General features: G+C 70.5%; 5 protein-coding genes and 4 pseudogenes. 5 read left to right on the top strand and 4 right to left on the bottom strand.

The window, feature by feature from the left end; all coding sequences use genetic code 11:
• Positions 1-9,382 (bottom strand): annotated as a pseudogene (locus ABZX90_RS43085) (type I polyketide synthase); the annotation flags it as partial.
• On the bottom strand, positions 9,310-9,966 hold the full coding sequence (locus ABZX90_RS43080) for a transposase (protein ID WP_355213634.1): 657 nt from the start codon (positions 9,964-9,966) through the stop codon (positions 9,310-9,312). The gene ABZX90_RS43080 and the pseudogene ABZX90_RS43085, both read right to left, overlap by 73 nt.
• Positions 9,967-10,370: 404 nt before the next feature.
• Between ABZX90_RS43080 and ABZX90_RS43075 the strand changes: the two are divergent.
• A pseudogene (locus tag ABZX90_RS43075) lies at positions 10,371-10,520 on the top strand (transposase); the annotation flags it as partial.
• A 211-nt stretch (positions 10,521-10,731) separates the two neighbouring features.
• Here the strand turns inward: ABZX90_RS43075 and ABZX90_RS43070 are convergent.
• Positions 10,732-11,196 (bottom strand): annotated as a pseudogene (locus tag ABZX90_RS43070) (dihydrofolate reductase family protein); the annotation flags it as partial.
• Positions 11,197-11,216: 20 nt separating this feature from the next.
• On the opposite strand from ABZX90_RS43070, the gene ABZX90_RS43065 reads away from it, so the two are divergent.
• Complete coding sequence (locus tag ABZX90_RS43065) at positions 11,217-11,402, top strand: hypothetical protein (protein ID WP_355213635.1); 186 nt, start codon at positions 11,217-11,219, stop codon at positions 11,400-11,402.
• A gap of 620 nt (positions 11,403-12,022) precedes the next feature.
• Here ABZX90_RS43065 and ABZX90_RS43060 read toward each other — a convergent pair.
• Entirely contained in the window at positions 12,023-12,430 is a 408-nt protein-coding gene (locus ABZX90_RS43060) for a MarR family transcriptional regulator (protein WP_351130038.1), read from the bottom strand.
• Positions 12,431-12,595: 165 nt separating this feature from the next.
• Between ABZX90_RS43060 and ABZX90_RS43055 the strand changes: the two genes are divergently transcribed.
• From ABZX90_RS43055 to ABZX90_RS43045, 3 genes and pseudogenes are all read left to right on the top strand, one after another.
• Positions 12,596-14,104: an MFS transporter gene (locus tag ABZX90_RS43055; protein ID WP_355213633.1), complete on the top strand. Its 1,509-nt coding sequence runs from the start codon at positions 12,596-12,598 to the stop codon at positions 14,102-14,104.
• Between the two features lie 50 nt (positions 14,105-14,154).
• Complete coding sequence (locus tag ABZX90_RS43050) at positions 14,155-14,952, top strand: maleylpyruvate isomerase family mycothiol-dependent enzyme (protein ID WP_355213632.1); 798 nt, start codon at positions 14,155-14,157, stop codon at positions 14,950-14,952.
• Between the two features lie 594 nt (positions 14,953-15,546).
• Positions 15,547-16,251: pseudogene (locus tag ABZX90_RS43045) on the top strand (hypothetical protein); the annotation flags it as partial.

Genomic DNA, 16,251 nt, shown 5'->3' with positions numbered 1-16,251 from the left:
ACACCGCGGCGAACACCGGATACGCCTCGTACAGCTCGCGCCCCATGCCGATCCGCTGCGACCCCTGACCCGAGAACAAGAACCCGACCTTGCCCGCCGAGTGAGCGCGCCCGGCGACGACGTTCGCCGCCGGTTCGCCTGCCGCGAGGGCCTCAAGACCTGCCCGCAGCTCGGCCGGGTCGCTGCCGATCACTGCGGACCGATGCTCCAGGGCCGACCGCGTCGTGGCCGACGAGAATCCGGCGTCGACGAGCGACACGTCGTCGGCCGCGAAGGCCAGCAGACGCTCCGCCTGGGCCTGCAGCGCAGCTTCACTCTTTGCCGACAGCACCCATGGCACGGGCACCGGGCGGTGTTCCCGGGCCGACTCGGCCACGGCCGCAACGGGCGCCTCCTCGATGATCGTGTGCGCGTTGGTGCCGCCGATGCCGAAGGAGGAGACCGCGGCCCGGCGGGGGTGGTCCGACCCGGGCCATGCGACGGCCTCGGTCAGCAGCTTGACGCCGCCCGCCGACCAGTCGACGTGCGCGGTCGGTTCGTCCACATGGAGCGTCTGCGGCAGCACGCCGTGCTGCAACGCCAGCACCATCTTGATCACACCGGCGACACCCGCGGCGGCCTGCGTGTGACCGATGTTGGACTTGACCGAGCCCAGCCACAGCGGCCGGTCGTCGGAGTGTTCCTGGCCGTACGTGGCGAGCAGTGCCTGCGCCTCGATCGGGTCACCCAGGGTCGTGCCCGTGCCGTGCGCCTCGACCGCGTCCACATCGGCCGGCGTGAGCCCTGCGGACCCCAGCGCCTGCCGGATCACCCGCTGCTGCGAAGGGCCGTTCGGCGCGGTCAGACCGTTGGACGCACCGTCCTGGTTCACCGCGCTGCCGCGAACCACCGCCAGCACACGGTGACCGTTGCGCTCCGCGTCCGACAGCCGCTCCACCAACAACAGGCCCACGCCCTCGCCCCAGCCCGTACCGTCCGCACCGGCCGCGAACGCCTTGCACCGACCATCGGGCGACAACCCGCGCTGCCGGCTGAACTCCACGAACAGGTCCGGCGTGGTCATGACGGTGACGCCCCCGACCAGGGCCATCGAGCACTCGCCGCTCCGCAGTGCCTGCGCGGCGAGGTGGAGGGCCACGAGCGACGACGAGCACGCCGTGTCGACCGTGACCGCGGGGCCCTCCAGGCCGAACGTGTAGGAGATGCGTCCGGAGACGACCGAGGCCGCCTTGCCGGTGAGCGCGTACCCCTCGATCTCCTCGGGCGCGTTGCGCAGTCCGTTGGCGTAGTCCTGGCCGTTGGTGCCGATGAAGACCCCGGTGCGGCTGGCGCGGACGGACGCGGGGGCGATGCCGGCGCGCTCGAAGGCCTCCCACGCGGTCTCCAGCAGCAGCCGCTGCTGAGGGTCCATGGCCAGCGCCTCGCGCGGCGAAATGCCGAAGAGACCGGCGTCGAAGCGGTCGGCGCCCTGGATGAAGCCGCCCTCGCGCGAGTACGTCTTGCCGTGCCGGTCGGGGTCGGGGTCGTAGAGCGCGTCGATGTCCCAGCCGCGGTCGGTGGGGAAGCCGGACATCGCGTCCCGGCCGGAGCTCAGCAGCTCCCACAGGTCCGCCGGCGACTGAACGCCGCCGGGGAAGCGGCAGCTCATGCTGACGATCGCGAGGGGCTCGTCGGCCGCGGCGGCGGCCGTCGCCTGCGCGGCGTCCGCCTCCAGCCGGTGCCGCCCGAGGAGTTCCTCGCCCAGGTGACGGGCGAGGGCGGTGGGGGTCGGGTGGTCGAAGACCAGGGTGGTGGGCAGCTTGAGGCCGGTGGCCGTGTTGAGCCTGTGGCGCAGTTCGACGGCGGTGAGCGAGTCGAAGCCGGTCTCGCGGAACGTCCGGTCGGCTTCGAAGGCGCCCTTGCCCGTGTGCCCGAGCACCGCGGCGGCCTGCTCGCGGACCAGGTCCAGCAGGATGCGGCCCTGCTCCCCCTGCGTGGCGCCGAGGAGGCGCTGGACCAGGGCGGACGCGGGCACTTCGGCGCTCTGCGCGGCCAGGGCGCGTGCTTCGAGGGCCTTGCGGGCCTCGGGCACGCCGTGCAGCAGCGGGCAGGGGCGTGAGCCGGCGAAGGCCGGGACGAAGCGGTCCCAGTCCACGTCCGCGACAGTCACGGAGGTCTCGCCGTGGGTCAGCGCACCGTGCAGCACGGAGATCGCGGGAAGGGCCGCGATCGCCCGTACGCCGCGCCGCCGTAGGTGGTCACCGGCGGCGCCGTCGGCCATGCCTCCGTCCGCCCAGGATCCCCAGGCGACGGCCAGCGCGGGCAGGCCCTGCGCTCGGCGCTGCTCGGCGAGGGCGTCGAGGAAGGCGTTCGCGGCACCGTAGGCGCCCTGGCCGCCGTTGCCCCAGACACCGGTCATCGAGGAGAAGAGCACGAAGGCGTCGAGATCCTGGCGGTCCCGGGTGAGCTCGTGCAGGTGGAGCGCTGCGTCCACCTTGGGGCGCAGCACGTGGCTGAGGCGCTCGGGCGTGAGCGATTCGACCAGGCCGTCGTCGAGTACGCCTGCGGTGTGCACCACGGCGTTCACGGTGTGCCGGCCGAACAACTCGGCGAGCGCGTCACGGTCGGCCGCATCGCACGCGGCGACGGTGACCTGAGCGCCCACCTCCTCCAGTTCCGCCTTGAGTTCGGCGGCGCCCGGGGCGTCGGGGCCCCGGCGGCTGGTGAGCACCAGGTGCTCGGCACCGGCACCGGCGAGCCAGCGGGCCACGTGTCCGCCCAGCGCACCCGTACCGCCGGTCACGAGCACGGTGCCGCGCGGCGCCCAGGGTGCGTCCGTCGGTGCCGCGCTCCACGGCGCGCGCACGAGGCGGCGGCCGGACACTCCGGAGGCGCGTACCGCGAGCTGGTCCTCGTCGGCCTGGGCCAAGAGGCCGGCCAGTCGCCCCAGCGCGCGGGAGTCGAGTTCGGCGGGCAGGTCGACGAGCCCGCCCCAGCGCTGAGGTTGTTCCAGGGCGACGATCCTGCCCAGGCCCCAGAGCTGGGCGGAGACGGGGTCGGTCAGCGGATCCGCCGTGCCGGTCGACACGGCGCCGCTGGTCAGGCACCACAGCGGGGCCTCGATCCCGGCGTCGCCGAGGGCCTGGACGAGCAGGACGAGCCGCTGGAGGGCGTCCGTCCCCGCTTCGCCCTGTGCTGCGGCGAACAGGACGCCGTCGGCCTGCTCGTGCCCGGCCTCGGCGAAGGCCCGGGCGAGCGCCTCGCGGTCGGTGTCATCGCCCACGGCGAACGGTACGAGCGCGACGCCGAGTTCCGTCAGCCCGGCGCGGATCGCCTCGGTCCACGCGGTCTCTTCGGAGACCACGTAGAGCCACGTCCCCGACGGAGCGGCACCGACCATGTCACCGAGCGGCTGCCAGGTGATCCGGTAGCGCCAGTCGTCGGTGGTGGACTGCTCGCGCCGCTTCCGGCGCCAGGCGGACAGTTTGGGTGCGACCACGTCCAGTTCGGCGGGCTCCAGTCCCAGGAGCGCACCGAGAGATGTCGGGTCCTCGCTCTCGACGGAGTCCCAGAACTCGGCGTCCATCGCCTCCGAGGCGCCGACGGTCGCTGCCTGAGGCACATCGAGCCAGTAGCGCTCGCGTTGGAAGGCGTAGGTGGGCAGGTCGACACGGCGGGCGCCCGGGAAGAGCGCCTGCCAGTCGGGCGAGACGCCATGGGCGTGCAGCTGCCCCACGGCGGTGACGAGCGCGTACGGCTCGGGGCGGTCGGCGCGCAGGGCGGGGACGGTGACGATGTCTGTGTCGTCGTCGAAGCAGCCCTGGACGAGGGCGCTCAGCACGCCGCCCGGGCCGATCTCCACGAAAGTGGTCACACCCAGCTCGTGCAGGGTCTCGATGCCGTCGGCGAAACGCACCGCCTCGCGGACGTGCCGCACCCAGTACTCGGGGGTGTACGCCTCAACCAGCCGACCGGTGAGATTCGAAACGACGGGAATCCGCGGCTCGTTGAAGGCAAGACCGCTGACGACCGCCGCGAACTCCTCCAGCATCGGATCCATCAGCGGCGAATGGAACGCGTGACTGACCTTCAACCGGGACGTCTTACGACCCTGAGCAGCGAACACCTGGGCAATCGCCGAAACCGCGTCCTCCGCACCGGAAATGACCACGGACTGAGGGCCGTTGATCGCCGCGATACCGACCTCGTCGGTCAGGTACGGCAGCACCTCGTCCTCGGCCGCCTGCACCGCCACCATCGCCCCGCCGGCGGGCAACGCCTGCATCAACGCAGCCCGCGCCGACACCAGCCTCGCCGCACCCTCCAGCGACAAAACCCCGGCCACATGCGCGGCAGCAATCTCACCCACCGAATGACCGGCCACGAAATCCGGCCGGATGCCCCACGACTCCAGCAGCCGGAACAACGCCACCTCGATCGCGAACAACGCCGGCTGCGTCGAACCCGTCTGATGAAGCGTTTCCCCATCGACGTCGACCGGCGCGTCCAAAAGCGCGCACACCTCGTCATACACCGCGGCGAACACCGGATACGCCGCGTACAACTCACGCCCCATACCGATCCGCTGCGACCCCTGACCCGAGAACAAGAACCCGACCTTGCCCCCGACGGCACCACCCACCGGAGCAACGCCGGAAACAAGCGCCTCCAACCCCCGCCGGAACTCCCCAAGCTCCTCCCCCACGACCACCGCACGGCGCTCCAGCACCGCACGCGACGTCGCCAGCGAGAACGCCACGTCCTCCGACCGAACCCCAGCACCCCCGACACCTCCGCCACCCTCGACGCCCTCAACGTCCAGGAAGGACAGCAACCGACCCGCCTGCTCCCGCAGCGCCGCATCACTCTTCGCCGACAGCACCCATGGGACCGGTCCCGCAACGGCCGTCCCGCGGGCGGGCTCTTCGCTCGTCGCGGCCTGCTCGACGATGACGTGCGCATTGGTGCCGCTGATGCCGAAGGACGACACCGCAGCCCGGCGCGGCCCGTCGCTCGCAGGCCACTCCACGGCCTCGGTCAGCAGTTGTACCGCGCCCGCCGACCAGTCCACGTGCGGCGTCGGCTCGTCCACATGCAGGGTCCGCGGCAGCACACCGTGCTGCATCGCCAGCACCATCTTGATCACACCGGCCACGCCCGCCGCGGCTTGCGTGTGACCGATGTTGGACTTCAGCGAACCCAGCCACAACGGCCGGTCGCCGTCCCGTCCCTGGCCGTACGCGGCGATGAGGGCTTCCGCCTCGATCGGGTCGCCGAGCCGCGTGCCCGTACCGTGCGCCTCCACCGCGTCGACGTCCGAGGGCGCGAGTCCGGCGGCCGCCAGGGCCTGGCGGATGACGCGCTGCTGGGAGGGGCCGTTGGGCGCCGTGAGTCCGTTCGACGCGCCGTCCTGGTTGACCGCGCTGCCCGGCACGACGGCCAGCACCTGACGGCCGTTGCGCCGGGCGTCGCTGAGCCGCTCCACCAGGAGCATGCCGACGCCTTCGGCCCAGCCCGTACCGTCCGCGCCGGCCGCGAACGGCTTGCACCGACCGTCCGCCGACAGGCCGCGCTGACGGCTGAATTCCACGAACATGCCAGGCGTGGACATCACGGTGACGCCGCCGGCCAGGGCCATCGTGCACTCGCCGCTCCGCAGCGCCTGGACGGCCAGGTGCAGGGCGACCAGGGACGACGAGCACGCCGTGTCCACCGTGACCGCGGGGCCTTCGAAGCCGAACGAGTAGGCCACGCGGCCGGAGGCGACGCTGGTCGTCGTGCCGGTCAGCAGGTAGCCCTCGACGCCGTCGACCGGCTCGTGCAGCCGGGGGCCGTAGTCCTGCGCCGTTGCGCCGATGAACACGCCCGCCCGACTCCCGCGCAGTGTGGCCGGGTCGATGCCGGCCCGCTCGAAGGCCTCCCACGCGGTCTCCAGGACCAGCCGTTGCTGCGGGTCGATCGCAACGGCCTCGCGGGGGCTGATGCCGAAGAAGCCGGCGTCGAACTCGGCCGCCTCGTGCAGGAAGCCGCCGTGCCGCGTCGAGGACGTGCCGGGCGTGCCGGACTCCGGGTCGTAGAGCGCTTCGGCGTCCCAGCCGCGGTCCGTCGGGAATCCGGAGATGGCGTCGCCACCGGAGGCGAGCAGCCGCCACAGGTCCTCGGGGGAGCTCACGCCGCCGGGCAGGCGGCAGCTCATGGCCACGATGGCGATGGGCTCGTCGGGGTCGGCCACCGTCGCGGGCGCGGAGGCCGCCGCGTCCTCACCTCCCAGTGACTGGGCCGCGAGGTGGCGGGCGAGCACGGCAGGGGTCGGGTGGTCGAACAGCAGCCCGCTGGGCAGGCGCAGGCCGGTGGCCTCGCTGAGCTGGTTGCGCAGTTCCACCGCGCTGAGCGAGTCGAAGCCGAGGTCTTTGAACGTCCACTCGGTCTCGACTTGGCGGGCTTCGGCGTGGCCCAGAACGGCGGCGATGTGTGCGCGGACCATGTCGAGCACAGCCTCGTCGCGTTCGGACTCGGGCAGTCCGGCCAGCCGCCGGCCCAGGGCTCCGACCGGCGCACTGTCGGTCTCTGCGATGGCGATGGTGTCCGGCTGCGGAGCCGCAGGGGTCCAGCCGGTGGTGGTGCCGGGCAACGTGGTGTCGCCGTCCAGCCAGTACTGCTGCCGTTCGAACGCGTAGGTGGGGAGCGCGACCTTGCGGCGTGCGCCTCGCCCGCCGCTGAACAGGGCGTCCCAGTCGGGCTCCACGCCATGGACGTGCAGCGAGGCGACCGCCGCCAGCAGGGCCTGCGCCTCGGGGCGACGGGCGCGCAGGGCGGGGACGAACAGGGACTCGTTGTCAGCGCCGGCGCGGGCCATGGAGGTGAGCACGCCGCCGGGGCCGAGCTCCAGGTACGTGCGGACGCCCTGCTCGTCGAGGCGGGCGACGCCGTCGGCGAAGCGGACCGCCTCGCGCACATGGCGGACCCAGTACTCGGCCGTGCACCCTTCGTACCCCGAGGGCTCCTCGGAGAGTCGGCCCGTCACGTTGGACACGATCGGGATGCGCGGGGCGTGGAAGGTCAGTCCCTCGGCCACGTCGCGGAACTCCGCCAGCATGGGTTCCATGTGCGGGGAGTGGAAGGCGTGGCTGACCCGCAGCCGGCTGACCTTGCGGCCCAAGGCGGCGAAGGCGTCGGCGATCTCGGTGGCGAGGTCCTCGTCGCCGGAGACGACGACGGAGTCCGGGCCGTTCAGCGCGGCAGTGCTCACGCGGTCCGTGCGGTCGCCGATGTGGGCGCGGACCTCGTCCTCCGCGGCCTGGACGGCGATCATGGCGCCGCCGGCGGGCAGCGCCTGCATCAGGCGACCGCGCGCGGCCACGAGGGCGCAGGCGTCGGCGAGCGAGAGGACGCCGGCCACATGCGCGGCGGCGAGTTCGCCGATGGAGTGGCCCATGAGCACGCCGGGGGTGATGCCCCAGTTCTCCAGAAGCCGGAACAGGGCGACCTCGAGGGCGAACAGCGAGGTCTGCGTGTAGAGGGTCCTGTCGAGTTCGGCCGCTTCCTCGGTGCCTTCAGGGGCGAACATGACCTCGCGCAGCGGCCGCGGCAGCAACGGGTCGAGGTGTGCGCACACCTCGTCCAGCGCGATGGCGAACGCCGGGACCGCTTCGGCCAGTTCGCGTCCCATGCCGGCTCGCTGGCTGCCCTGGCCCGAGAAGAGGAAGGCGAGCTCGCCGCGCGAGCCCGTGCGGCCCGTGGTGAGTGTGGCGTCGATGCCGCCGGTGGACAGCTCGCGCAGAGCGCGCAAGAAGGCGTCGCGATCCTCGCCCACGACGACCGCTCGGTGTTCGAAGGCGGTGCGGCCGGTGGCCAGCGACCAGCCGACGTCGGGCAGGGCGAGACCGGGGCACGCCTCGGCGTGTGCAAGCAGGGCCGTGGCCTGGGCGCGCAGCCCGGATGCGGTCTTGGCGGACAACGGCCAAAAGGTCGGAGCCTCGCCTGTACCTGTACCTGTACCTGTACCTGTACCTGTACCTGTACCCGCCTCCGCAGCCGCGCCCGCCGCCGCCGCCGTCTGGTGTTCCGCCAGCACGATGTGGCAGTTGGTGCCGCCCATGCCGAACGAGCTGACGCCGGCGAGCAGCGGGCGGCTCTCCTCGGCGGCCCATTCGCTGTGCTCGGTCTGCACCCGCAGGTTCAGCCGGTCCAGCGGGATCGCCGGGTTCGGCGTCTCGAAGTTGAGGCTGGCGGGCAGTTCACGGTGGTTGAGAGACAGGACCGCCTTCAGCAGGCCGGTGATGCCGGCGGCGCCCTCCAGGTGGCCGACGTTGGTCTTGGCCGAGCCGACCCGCAGCGGGCGGCCGAGCTCGCGTCCCGTGCCGAGCACCGCGCCGAGCGCGGCTGCCTCGATGGGGTCGCCGACCTTGGTGCCGGTGCCGTGCAACTCCACGTAGTCGACGTGGGCAGGGTCGATCCCGGCCCGTTCGTAGGCGAGCCGGAGCACCTGCTCCTGCCCGGACTGCAGGGGTACGGTCAGGCCGTCGCCGCCACCGTCGTTGTTGACCGCACTGCCGCGGATCACGCAGTAGACGGGGTCGCCGTCCGCGACGGCCAGGGCGAGAGGCTTGAGGACGACGATGCCGCCGCCTTCGCCGCGGACGTAACCGTTCGCGCGGGCGTCGAAGGTGAAGCATCGGCCGTCGGGGGACAGGCCGCCGAACTTGGCCGCGCTCAGGGTGCTCTCGGGGACGATGTTGAGGTTCACGCCGCCCGCGAGGGCGATCGTCGATTCGCCCTTGCGGAGGCTCTCGCAGGCCAGGTGGACCGAGACCAGGGATGAGGACTGGCCGGAGTCCACGGTCAGGCTGGGGCCGTTCAGACCGAGGAAGTACGAGACCCGATTGGCGATGATGCTGCGGTGCAAGCCGGTGATGGTATGCGGGGAGATGGCTGTGAGTCCGGAGCGGTGGTGCAGGGTCGCGTAGTCGTCCCAGATGGCGCCGACGAACACTCCGGTGCGGGTGGAGCGCAGCGTCTCGGCGCGCACGTGCGCGTCCTCCAGCGCTTCCCACACCAACTCCAGTACGAGCCGCTGCTGCGGGTCCATGGCGGCGGCCTCCTTGGGGGAGAGCCCGAAGAAAGCGGCGTCGAAGTGGCCGATACGGTCGAGGAATCCGCCCCAGCGGATGTCGGTCCTGCCTGGTGCGGACGGGTCGGCGTCACTCACCGCGGCCCCGTCCCACCGGTCCGGGGGGACCTCGGTGATCGCGTCCGCGCCCTCGCTGAGCAACCGCCAGAAAGCGACCGGGTCGGCGGCCCCCGGCAGTCGGCACGCCAGGCCGATGACAGCTATGCCATCGTCCGAATCCGCCGAAGCCGAACCGGCCCGATTTCCCATTCCGTTGAGCTCGGACTCGACCATGTTCCGCTCCCCCACCCACACAGATAATGAAAAGGCACCGCACCGTGACGGCCACGGCACAAACGACGGGCACGACCGGGCGGCAACAAATTGCGGTGTGACCCTAGTTTCGGTCCCGCAGCCGCGCTCCGCCGCTGCAGTGGATCAGATTTAGGGGAATCCCCAATGGTCGACGTGCACGAGCATTGGCAGCCAAGGACATGTCTAAGGAGAACCCTAGGGACAGCTGTGGGAGAACTGGAGTTCATACGGCCTCCCGAATTCTCCTCCGCTGATGAGGTCCCAGGACTTTCTTGTTTTGCCGAGGAACGGCGGACGTTGAATCGAACCGGCCGGCACCCTCCCGCGGGATTCCCGGGCGAAGATGCCACAGGCCGTGTCCCGGCGGCGTTGTAGATCTTCTGGAGGGCCTTGCGCTCTCCGGCCTGCGCGGACATCGGCAGGGCGTTGACGACGTTGGCCGTTCTATGCACCCGGCGCCGCTGATGGCGGGTGTCGGGGAACGCCTCGGCCAGGGCCTTCCAAAAGCCGAATGCGGTGTCGCCGACCGCCAGGACGGGAGCGCATGCCGCGCCGGGCGGCATCGTGCAACAGGTGTGCCCAGGACTGGGCGGAGTCGCGGTAGCCGTCGGCGATCGTGCTCAGTTCCTTGGTGCCGTCCGCGCGCACGCCCATGGTGACGAGGACGCAGGACCTGGCCTCCGACTAGCGGATGCACAGGTGGATGCGGTCGGCCCAGACGTGAACGTGGTCGGATCCGGTCGGGTCGCGTTCACCGAAAGGCTTTGTGGTCGGCCTGCCACTGCTCCTGCACGCCGCCCATCTGGAAGACCTCGATGTGCCTGACGCTAGGGCCTGTCCGGCGGATCATGCCGGAGACGCGGGGCCTGGCACGCCCACCTGCTGCGTTGTCGTCGGTTGCCGATGCTCCGCATCGACGCCCTCCTCCGCCTTGCAGTTGCACGCACCAGGCCCCGCTCACGTGCTCGACCGGCCCGGCACCAGCAACGGTCCAACCGAAGCGATCAACGGCCGCCTGGCGCACCTGCGCGGCTCCGCCCTCGGCTTCTGCAACCTCACCAACTACATCGCCCGATCCCTACTCGAGACAGGCGAATTCAGACCCCGTCCACACCCTGCATTGGTGAAGAGCCGCTCTTCCTGGGGGTCGGCCAAGATACGACGGAATCCGGCAACCAGTGACTTTGAGTTGAACTTGCCGCAGGTGAGGTACCGGGGCGGATCGGCGTCGGCTGCCCGACCAGGGACAGCGATCCGCAAACGCAGCCGGAAGCCCGAGCTTGTGTCACCGTTCGCAGCGGACTTCTTCGCGTACCCGCTCAGATCGGTCAACGGAGCACCCGATAGCGCAGGTGAAGCACCCGGTTGCCCTGAATCACCACGTCAGGATCGTCCAACAGGTGCTGCGCGTGGACCGACCCGAAGTAGCGCTTGCCGGACCCGAACACCACGGGTACGACGTCCATGCGCACCTCGTCGACCAGACCCGCGGCAAGCACCTGGCCACCGACGTCGCCGGCGGCGACCTCGACCATGCGGTCACCCGCAAGCCCTTGCGCCTTGGCCACGGCTGCCTCGACGCCGTCGACGAAGTGAAACGGCGCCTCGGGGTCCCAGCCCTCGGGCTCCGGCCGGTGCGTCACGACGACCACGTGGTCGATCCCGCCCGGAGGCTTCCCGTCCCAGCCGTTCGTCAGGTCGAAGACGTGGCGGCCGACGACTGTCACCCCGATCTGGTCCCAGTACGGCCGGGTGTAATCGTAGGACGTCTGCGACACCTTCAATCGGCCGGCAGCGGCCAGCCGTCCAGCGCGTGGCCGGGATGTTCGCGCAGGAACCGCTGCCGGACTTCGACGTACCGGGTCGGCGTGAGCCCGGTGAACGTCCGGAACTCGTGGCCGAAGTGGGCTTGGTCGAAGTAGCCTGCGCCACCGGCGAGGTCGCCCCGGTCGATCGGTCCGGCGGGTCGATCGCGGACACGCTGGCGGCGAAGCCGTAGGTGCGGGCCAGCCGCTTCGACGTGACGCCGATGAGCTCCTTGAACCGCTGCGCCAGATGAGTGCTGCTGACACCGGCTGCCACACTCAGGTCGCCGCTCGCCACCGCCCCGACGTGCCCCCTGGAGGACCTGGCCGGCCTGCGTCCCTCGGGCGACCCGCATTTCGTACGCACCCTTGTCCGGCAGGCGCTCACCGTTCACGACATCGGCGAATCGGATCTCGCTCGGCAACTCCTGTGGACAACGGCGGCGCGCTGCTGGATGGACGGCGCCGACATCGAGGTCCGCACCTGGTTCGCCGGAGTCCTCGACACACTGGACCCTGGAATGGAGAACCCCGGCACCGTGTACACCCTGGCCTATCTGCTGCCGGTCGAGCGCGGCCGGGCAATTCTGGAGCGCCTCACCCGGTTCCGGGCCGCCGACGGACTTGCGACCAGCGCCTTCGCACTCTCCGTCCTGATCGTCAACCCGACGAACGGGGGCCGGGAGGTGGTCACCCTCGCCACGACCTCCGCGCCACGGCCCCTCCCACCGACGACCGGCCCCGGACGCTGGTGCGCCGACGGGAGTGAGATACGAGGATCCGATCGCCCCGGCGCGCCCGTCCGCAGGCGATCTCAGGGATGGGTGGCAGCGCCCTGGGAGGTGAAGACGCGCTCCAGCAGGGCGTACAGGGTGTCCCGCTCCTGCTCGTCGAGTCTGTTCAGGCCCGCTTGCGTGGTGTGCATCTTCCCCCGGATCACATCGATGACGCGCTCCCCCTCCGCGGTCAGGACCACGTCCTTGACGCGTCGGTCGGAGGGCCTCGCTTCGCGCCGTACCAAGTCGCGTTTCTCCAGCCGGTCGATGATCCCGGTCATGTTGGAGGCGTCGCAGGTCAGCGTGGTGGCCAGCGCGCTCATCGAGGCGGGTCCCCGGCGCAGCACGTTCAGTGTCTTGCCCTGGCTGGCGGTGAGGTTCTCGCTCGCGGCGGCGACCGTGAAGTCGCCGTAGTAGGCGGCCAGGGACACCGAGAGCAGTTCCATGAGCTGGGCGGGGTCGCTGCGGGGAGTACCAGTCACGCTCGTCACCCTACGCCAGGAAACTTGACGATCTCAAATATTGATGACTACCGTCCACATTGCTTGAAGTCCTCAAGCATCGATGTTCTCAAGTAGTTCCGTCAGCTCTCAAGGTAGGAAATACTCCGCGTGTCTCACCAACAGCACACGGTCACCCGACGACCCGCGGGCGACACCGCGGTCGTCCTGGTGCTCGGGCTTGCCGCCATGGTCGTCTCGATGATGCAGACCCTGGTCGTCCCGATCCTGGGGATCATCCAGAACGACCTCAACACCACGACGGCGAACGTGAGCTGGGTGACCACGGCCACGCTCCTGTCGGCCGCCGTCTTCACCCCGCTGCTCGGACGATTCGGCGACCAGCACGGCAAGAAGCCGACCCTCGTGGGCGTACTGCTCGTGATGATCGCGGGCTCGGTGCTCGCCGCCACCACGACGTCGCTGACCTGGCTGATCGTCGGCCGGGTGATGCAGGGAGCGGCAACCGCGATCTTTCCGCTCGCCCTCTCCATCCTGCGCGAGGAGATCAGGCCGGAGAAACTGCACGGCGCCATGGCCCTGGTCAGTGGCACACTCGCGTTCGGCAGCGGGCTCGCACTGGTCGGCGCGGGGTTGCTGACCCGAGGCCTTGACCCCGACTACCACAGGGTCTTCTGGCTCGCCGTGGTGCTCGCGGTGGTGGCGCTGGCAGGCGTGCTGGTCGCGGTGCCCGCCTCCCGCACGAAAACCGGAGGGCGGACGGACTGGCTGGGTGCGGTCAACCTGGCGGTGCTGCTGGTCCTGCTTCTGGTGCCCATTTCACAGGGGCACGCGTGGGGATGGACGTCCGGCCGTACGCTCGGCGCCTTCGCCGGCGCGGTCGTGATGGCCGTCGGGTGGGTCGTCATCGAGCGCCGGGTCAAGGAACCGATGGTGGACATGAAGATGTTCGCCCACCGTCCCGTTCTCTTCACCAACCTGGCCGGGCTACTGCTGGGCTTCGCGATGTTCGCCCAGTTCATCGGCGTCTCCTACCTCGTCCAGATGCCCGAGGACATCGCCGGCTACGGCTTCGGCGCCTCCGTGCTCCGCGCCTCCGTCGTGTACCTGCTGCCGACCACCCTCGTCTCGCTCGTGGGTGCCCAGCTCGGCGGTGTTCTGGTGCGGCGGCTCGGCGCGCGCGGCACGCTGGCCGCCGGTGCCTGCTTCGGCGTGCTCGGCTTCACCTGGCTGAGCGCCGCGCACGACACCCCTGCCTCGGTGATCGGCGCGGGCATGGTCATCGGTCTGGCCATCAGCTTCGGTTACGCCTCCATGCCCGCGCTCATCGTTGCCAGCGTCCCGGCCCATCAGACCGGTATCGCCAACGGCATCAACTCCATCTCCCGTTCGGTCGGCAGCGCCATCGCGAGCGCGGTGATCACCTCGCTGCTGGCGTCCAAAACCATTCCGCTGCCGCATGGGATGCCGGCACTGCCGCAAGAAGGCCAGTTCACGTTGAGCTTTGCGATCGCGGGGGTGGCGTTCCTGCTGGTCGTGGTCGTCGCCCTGCTCGGAATCAAGGCGGCTCACGCGCCTCGTACGACAGTGCCGAGGAAGGTAAAGGATTCCGGGACGCCTCCACTCGCCGAAGCGGGAGCCGACGCGGAACTCGTGTGATCACCACCCCTGGCGTCCGTCCCGCATCTTCTTCGAAAGGCAGCTCATCCATGACGACCTCCGACCACTCCGGCAGCGGCCGCGTCCACACCCCGGTCGACCACCGCACGGCAGTCGCGGCGGAGACCGCCCGGTTCGTCGCCACGGTCAAGAACACCGACCTGGCCACACCCGTGCCCACCTGCCCCGGCTGGACGCTGGCCGACCTGGTCAAGCACACCGGCAGCGTCCAGCGCTGGTTCTCGGCCGTCTTGCGGGCGCGCGTCCAGGAGCGCCCGCGCACGCGTGAAGTGGATCTGCGGCTCCCGGACCAGGAAAGCGGATACGCCGAGTGGCTGGACGAGAGTGCGACCGTGGCTGCCGACACCTTCGCAGCCACCGACCCGAACCTGCCGATGTGGGCGTGGGGCGCCGACCAGCACGCGCGCTTCTGGGCACGCCGGATGCTCTTCGAGACCCTGCTGCATCGGGCTGATGCGGAAATCGCACTCGGCCTGCGGCCCGCGATCGACCGATCGGTCGCGGTCGACGGGATCGATGAGTTTCTCTCCAATCTGCCTCTCGCCACGTCTTTCGCCCCCACGGTGGCCAACCTGCGCGGCGCCGACAAGACCATCGCTTTCCGCACCACCGACGGCGACGATGCCTGGCTCGTCCGATTGCGGCCGGACGACTTCGGGCTCGACATGACCCGCCCCACTGCGGACACCGCTGACGCGACCGTCCGGGGAACCGCGGCCGACTTGCTCCTGCTCGTCTACGGCCGCCTGCCCCACGCCTCAGAGACCTTCACTCACGAAGGCGACGAGCATCTGCTGGCCCACTGGTTCGCCAACTCCGCATTCTGAATCACCGTGTTCTGAATCACCGTGTTTCGTCCTGGCGAAGGTGCTTGGCTACAGAGCGACTCTCGAATGATGACTGCGTGGTGGTCAAGCTCGAAGCAGTTGATCGGTGCCCATCGACGCTTGTGCCGGTCCACGTCCAATCTGCGGTGGTGTTCTGACGGGGTGCCGTTGCGGAGCGCCTGGTCATGAACACCACCTCAAGTGGCCTGTCGATGAGGACGTCGCCTGGGCAGAACCATTCAAGGCTGCCGCGCAGGTACGGGGGTGCGCGGGATCGCTCAGGTCCTCGGCGTCGGCGACATGCGTGGCGTCATCGGCCACGGCGTCCCCCCGGCCAGTGAGGCGAGTCGCCTGGACGGCCTCACCGGTGGCCGTATCCGATCGGTGCGCGGTCGAGATGGCCGACCCTTCCGGAGGCATATTCGCCCAGGGTGCCCTGCTCCGGCCTTGCGCGGGTCATGCCATGCCCCTTATAACCGTCCGTGCAGGCATCGGTGGGGATGGCCGGAAAACGCAGTTGCTGCCGGCCAGGGGGATCCTCAGCTCCGCCGGGATCAGACAACAGCGTACGCAGACCCACGGAGACCCGAGGACATGACCGACAACGCCTTTCGCGATGCCATGACCCGCCTTGCCGTCGACCCGGCCTTCAGGGCCGAACTCGACGGTGACACCGAGGAGGTGGCCCGAAGACTCGGCCTGACACCCGCGCAGGTCGGCGAGCTCCGCGCCCTCCGCGTCGAGTCCGGCACCGCCGGGGGACCAGCCGCACTCGACCCGCGGCTGTCCAAGTCGTCCCTGTTCTTCGGGAGCGCGGCACACACGCTGGCGCACCATGACGTTCCGGATGTCTCGGCCGACCACGTTTCCGGTGACCACGCCTCCGTCGACCACGCGCCCGACCTGTCATCTCACGCTGACGGCCACGAGGGCGCGGGCGGCTTCGACGTCTCCGCCACCGGCGCCCAGAGCCTGCTCGGCGGGGGGCTGGTCCAGGAGTCGCCGGTCGACGTGAGCGGCGGACTTGGTGAGTTCGGTGGCTTCGGGGGGTTCGGGAACGAGGACGGGACGGACCTCGGCGGGCTCGGGGGGCATCTCGGTGGGGGCGCCGAGGGCGGCTCCGACGACGGCTTGGGTGGCTTCGGCGGGTTCGGTGACAGCGGTGCCGATGGCGGGTTCGGTGCTGGTGGCGCCGACGGCGGTCTCGGCGGCTTCGGCGACGGCGGCTTCGGAACCGGCGGCGCCGACGGCGGTCTCGGCGGCTTCGGCGACGGCGGCTTCGGAACCGGCGGCGCCGAC

Source organism: Streptomyces sp. NPDC002935, assembly GCF_040611295.1.
Classification (GTDB): Bacteria; Actinomycetota; Actinomycetes; order Streptomycetales; family Streptomycetaceae; genus Streptomyces.
This window is presented reverse-complemented; position numbering and strand designations above follow the sequence as displayed.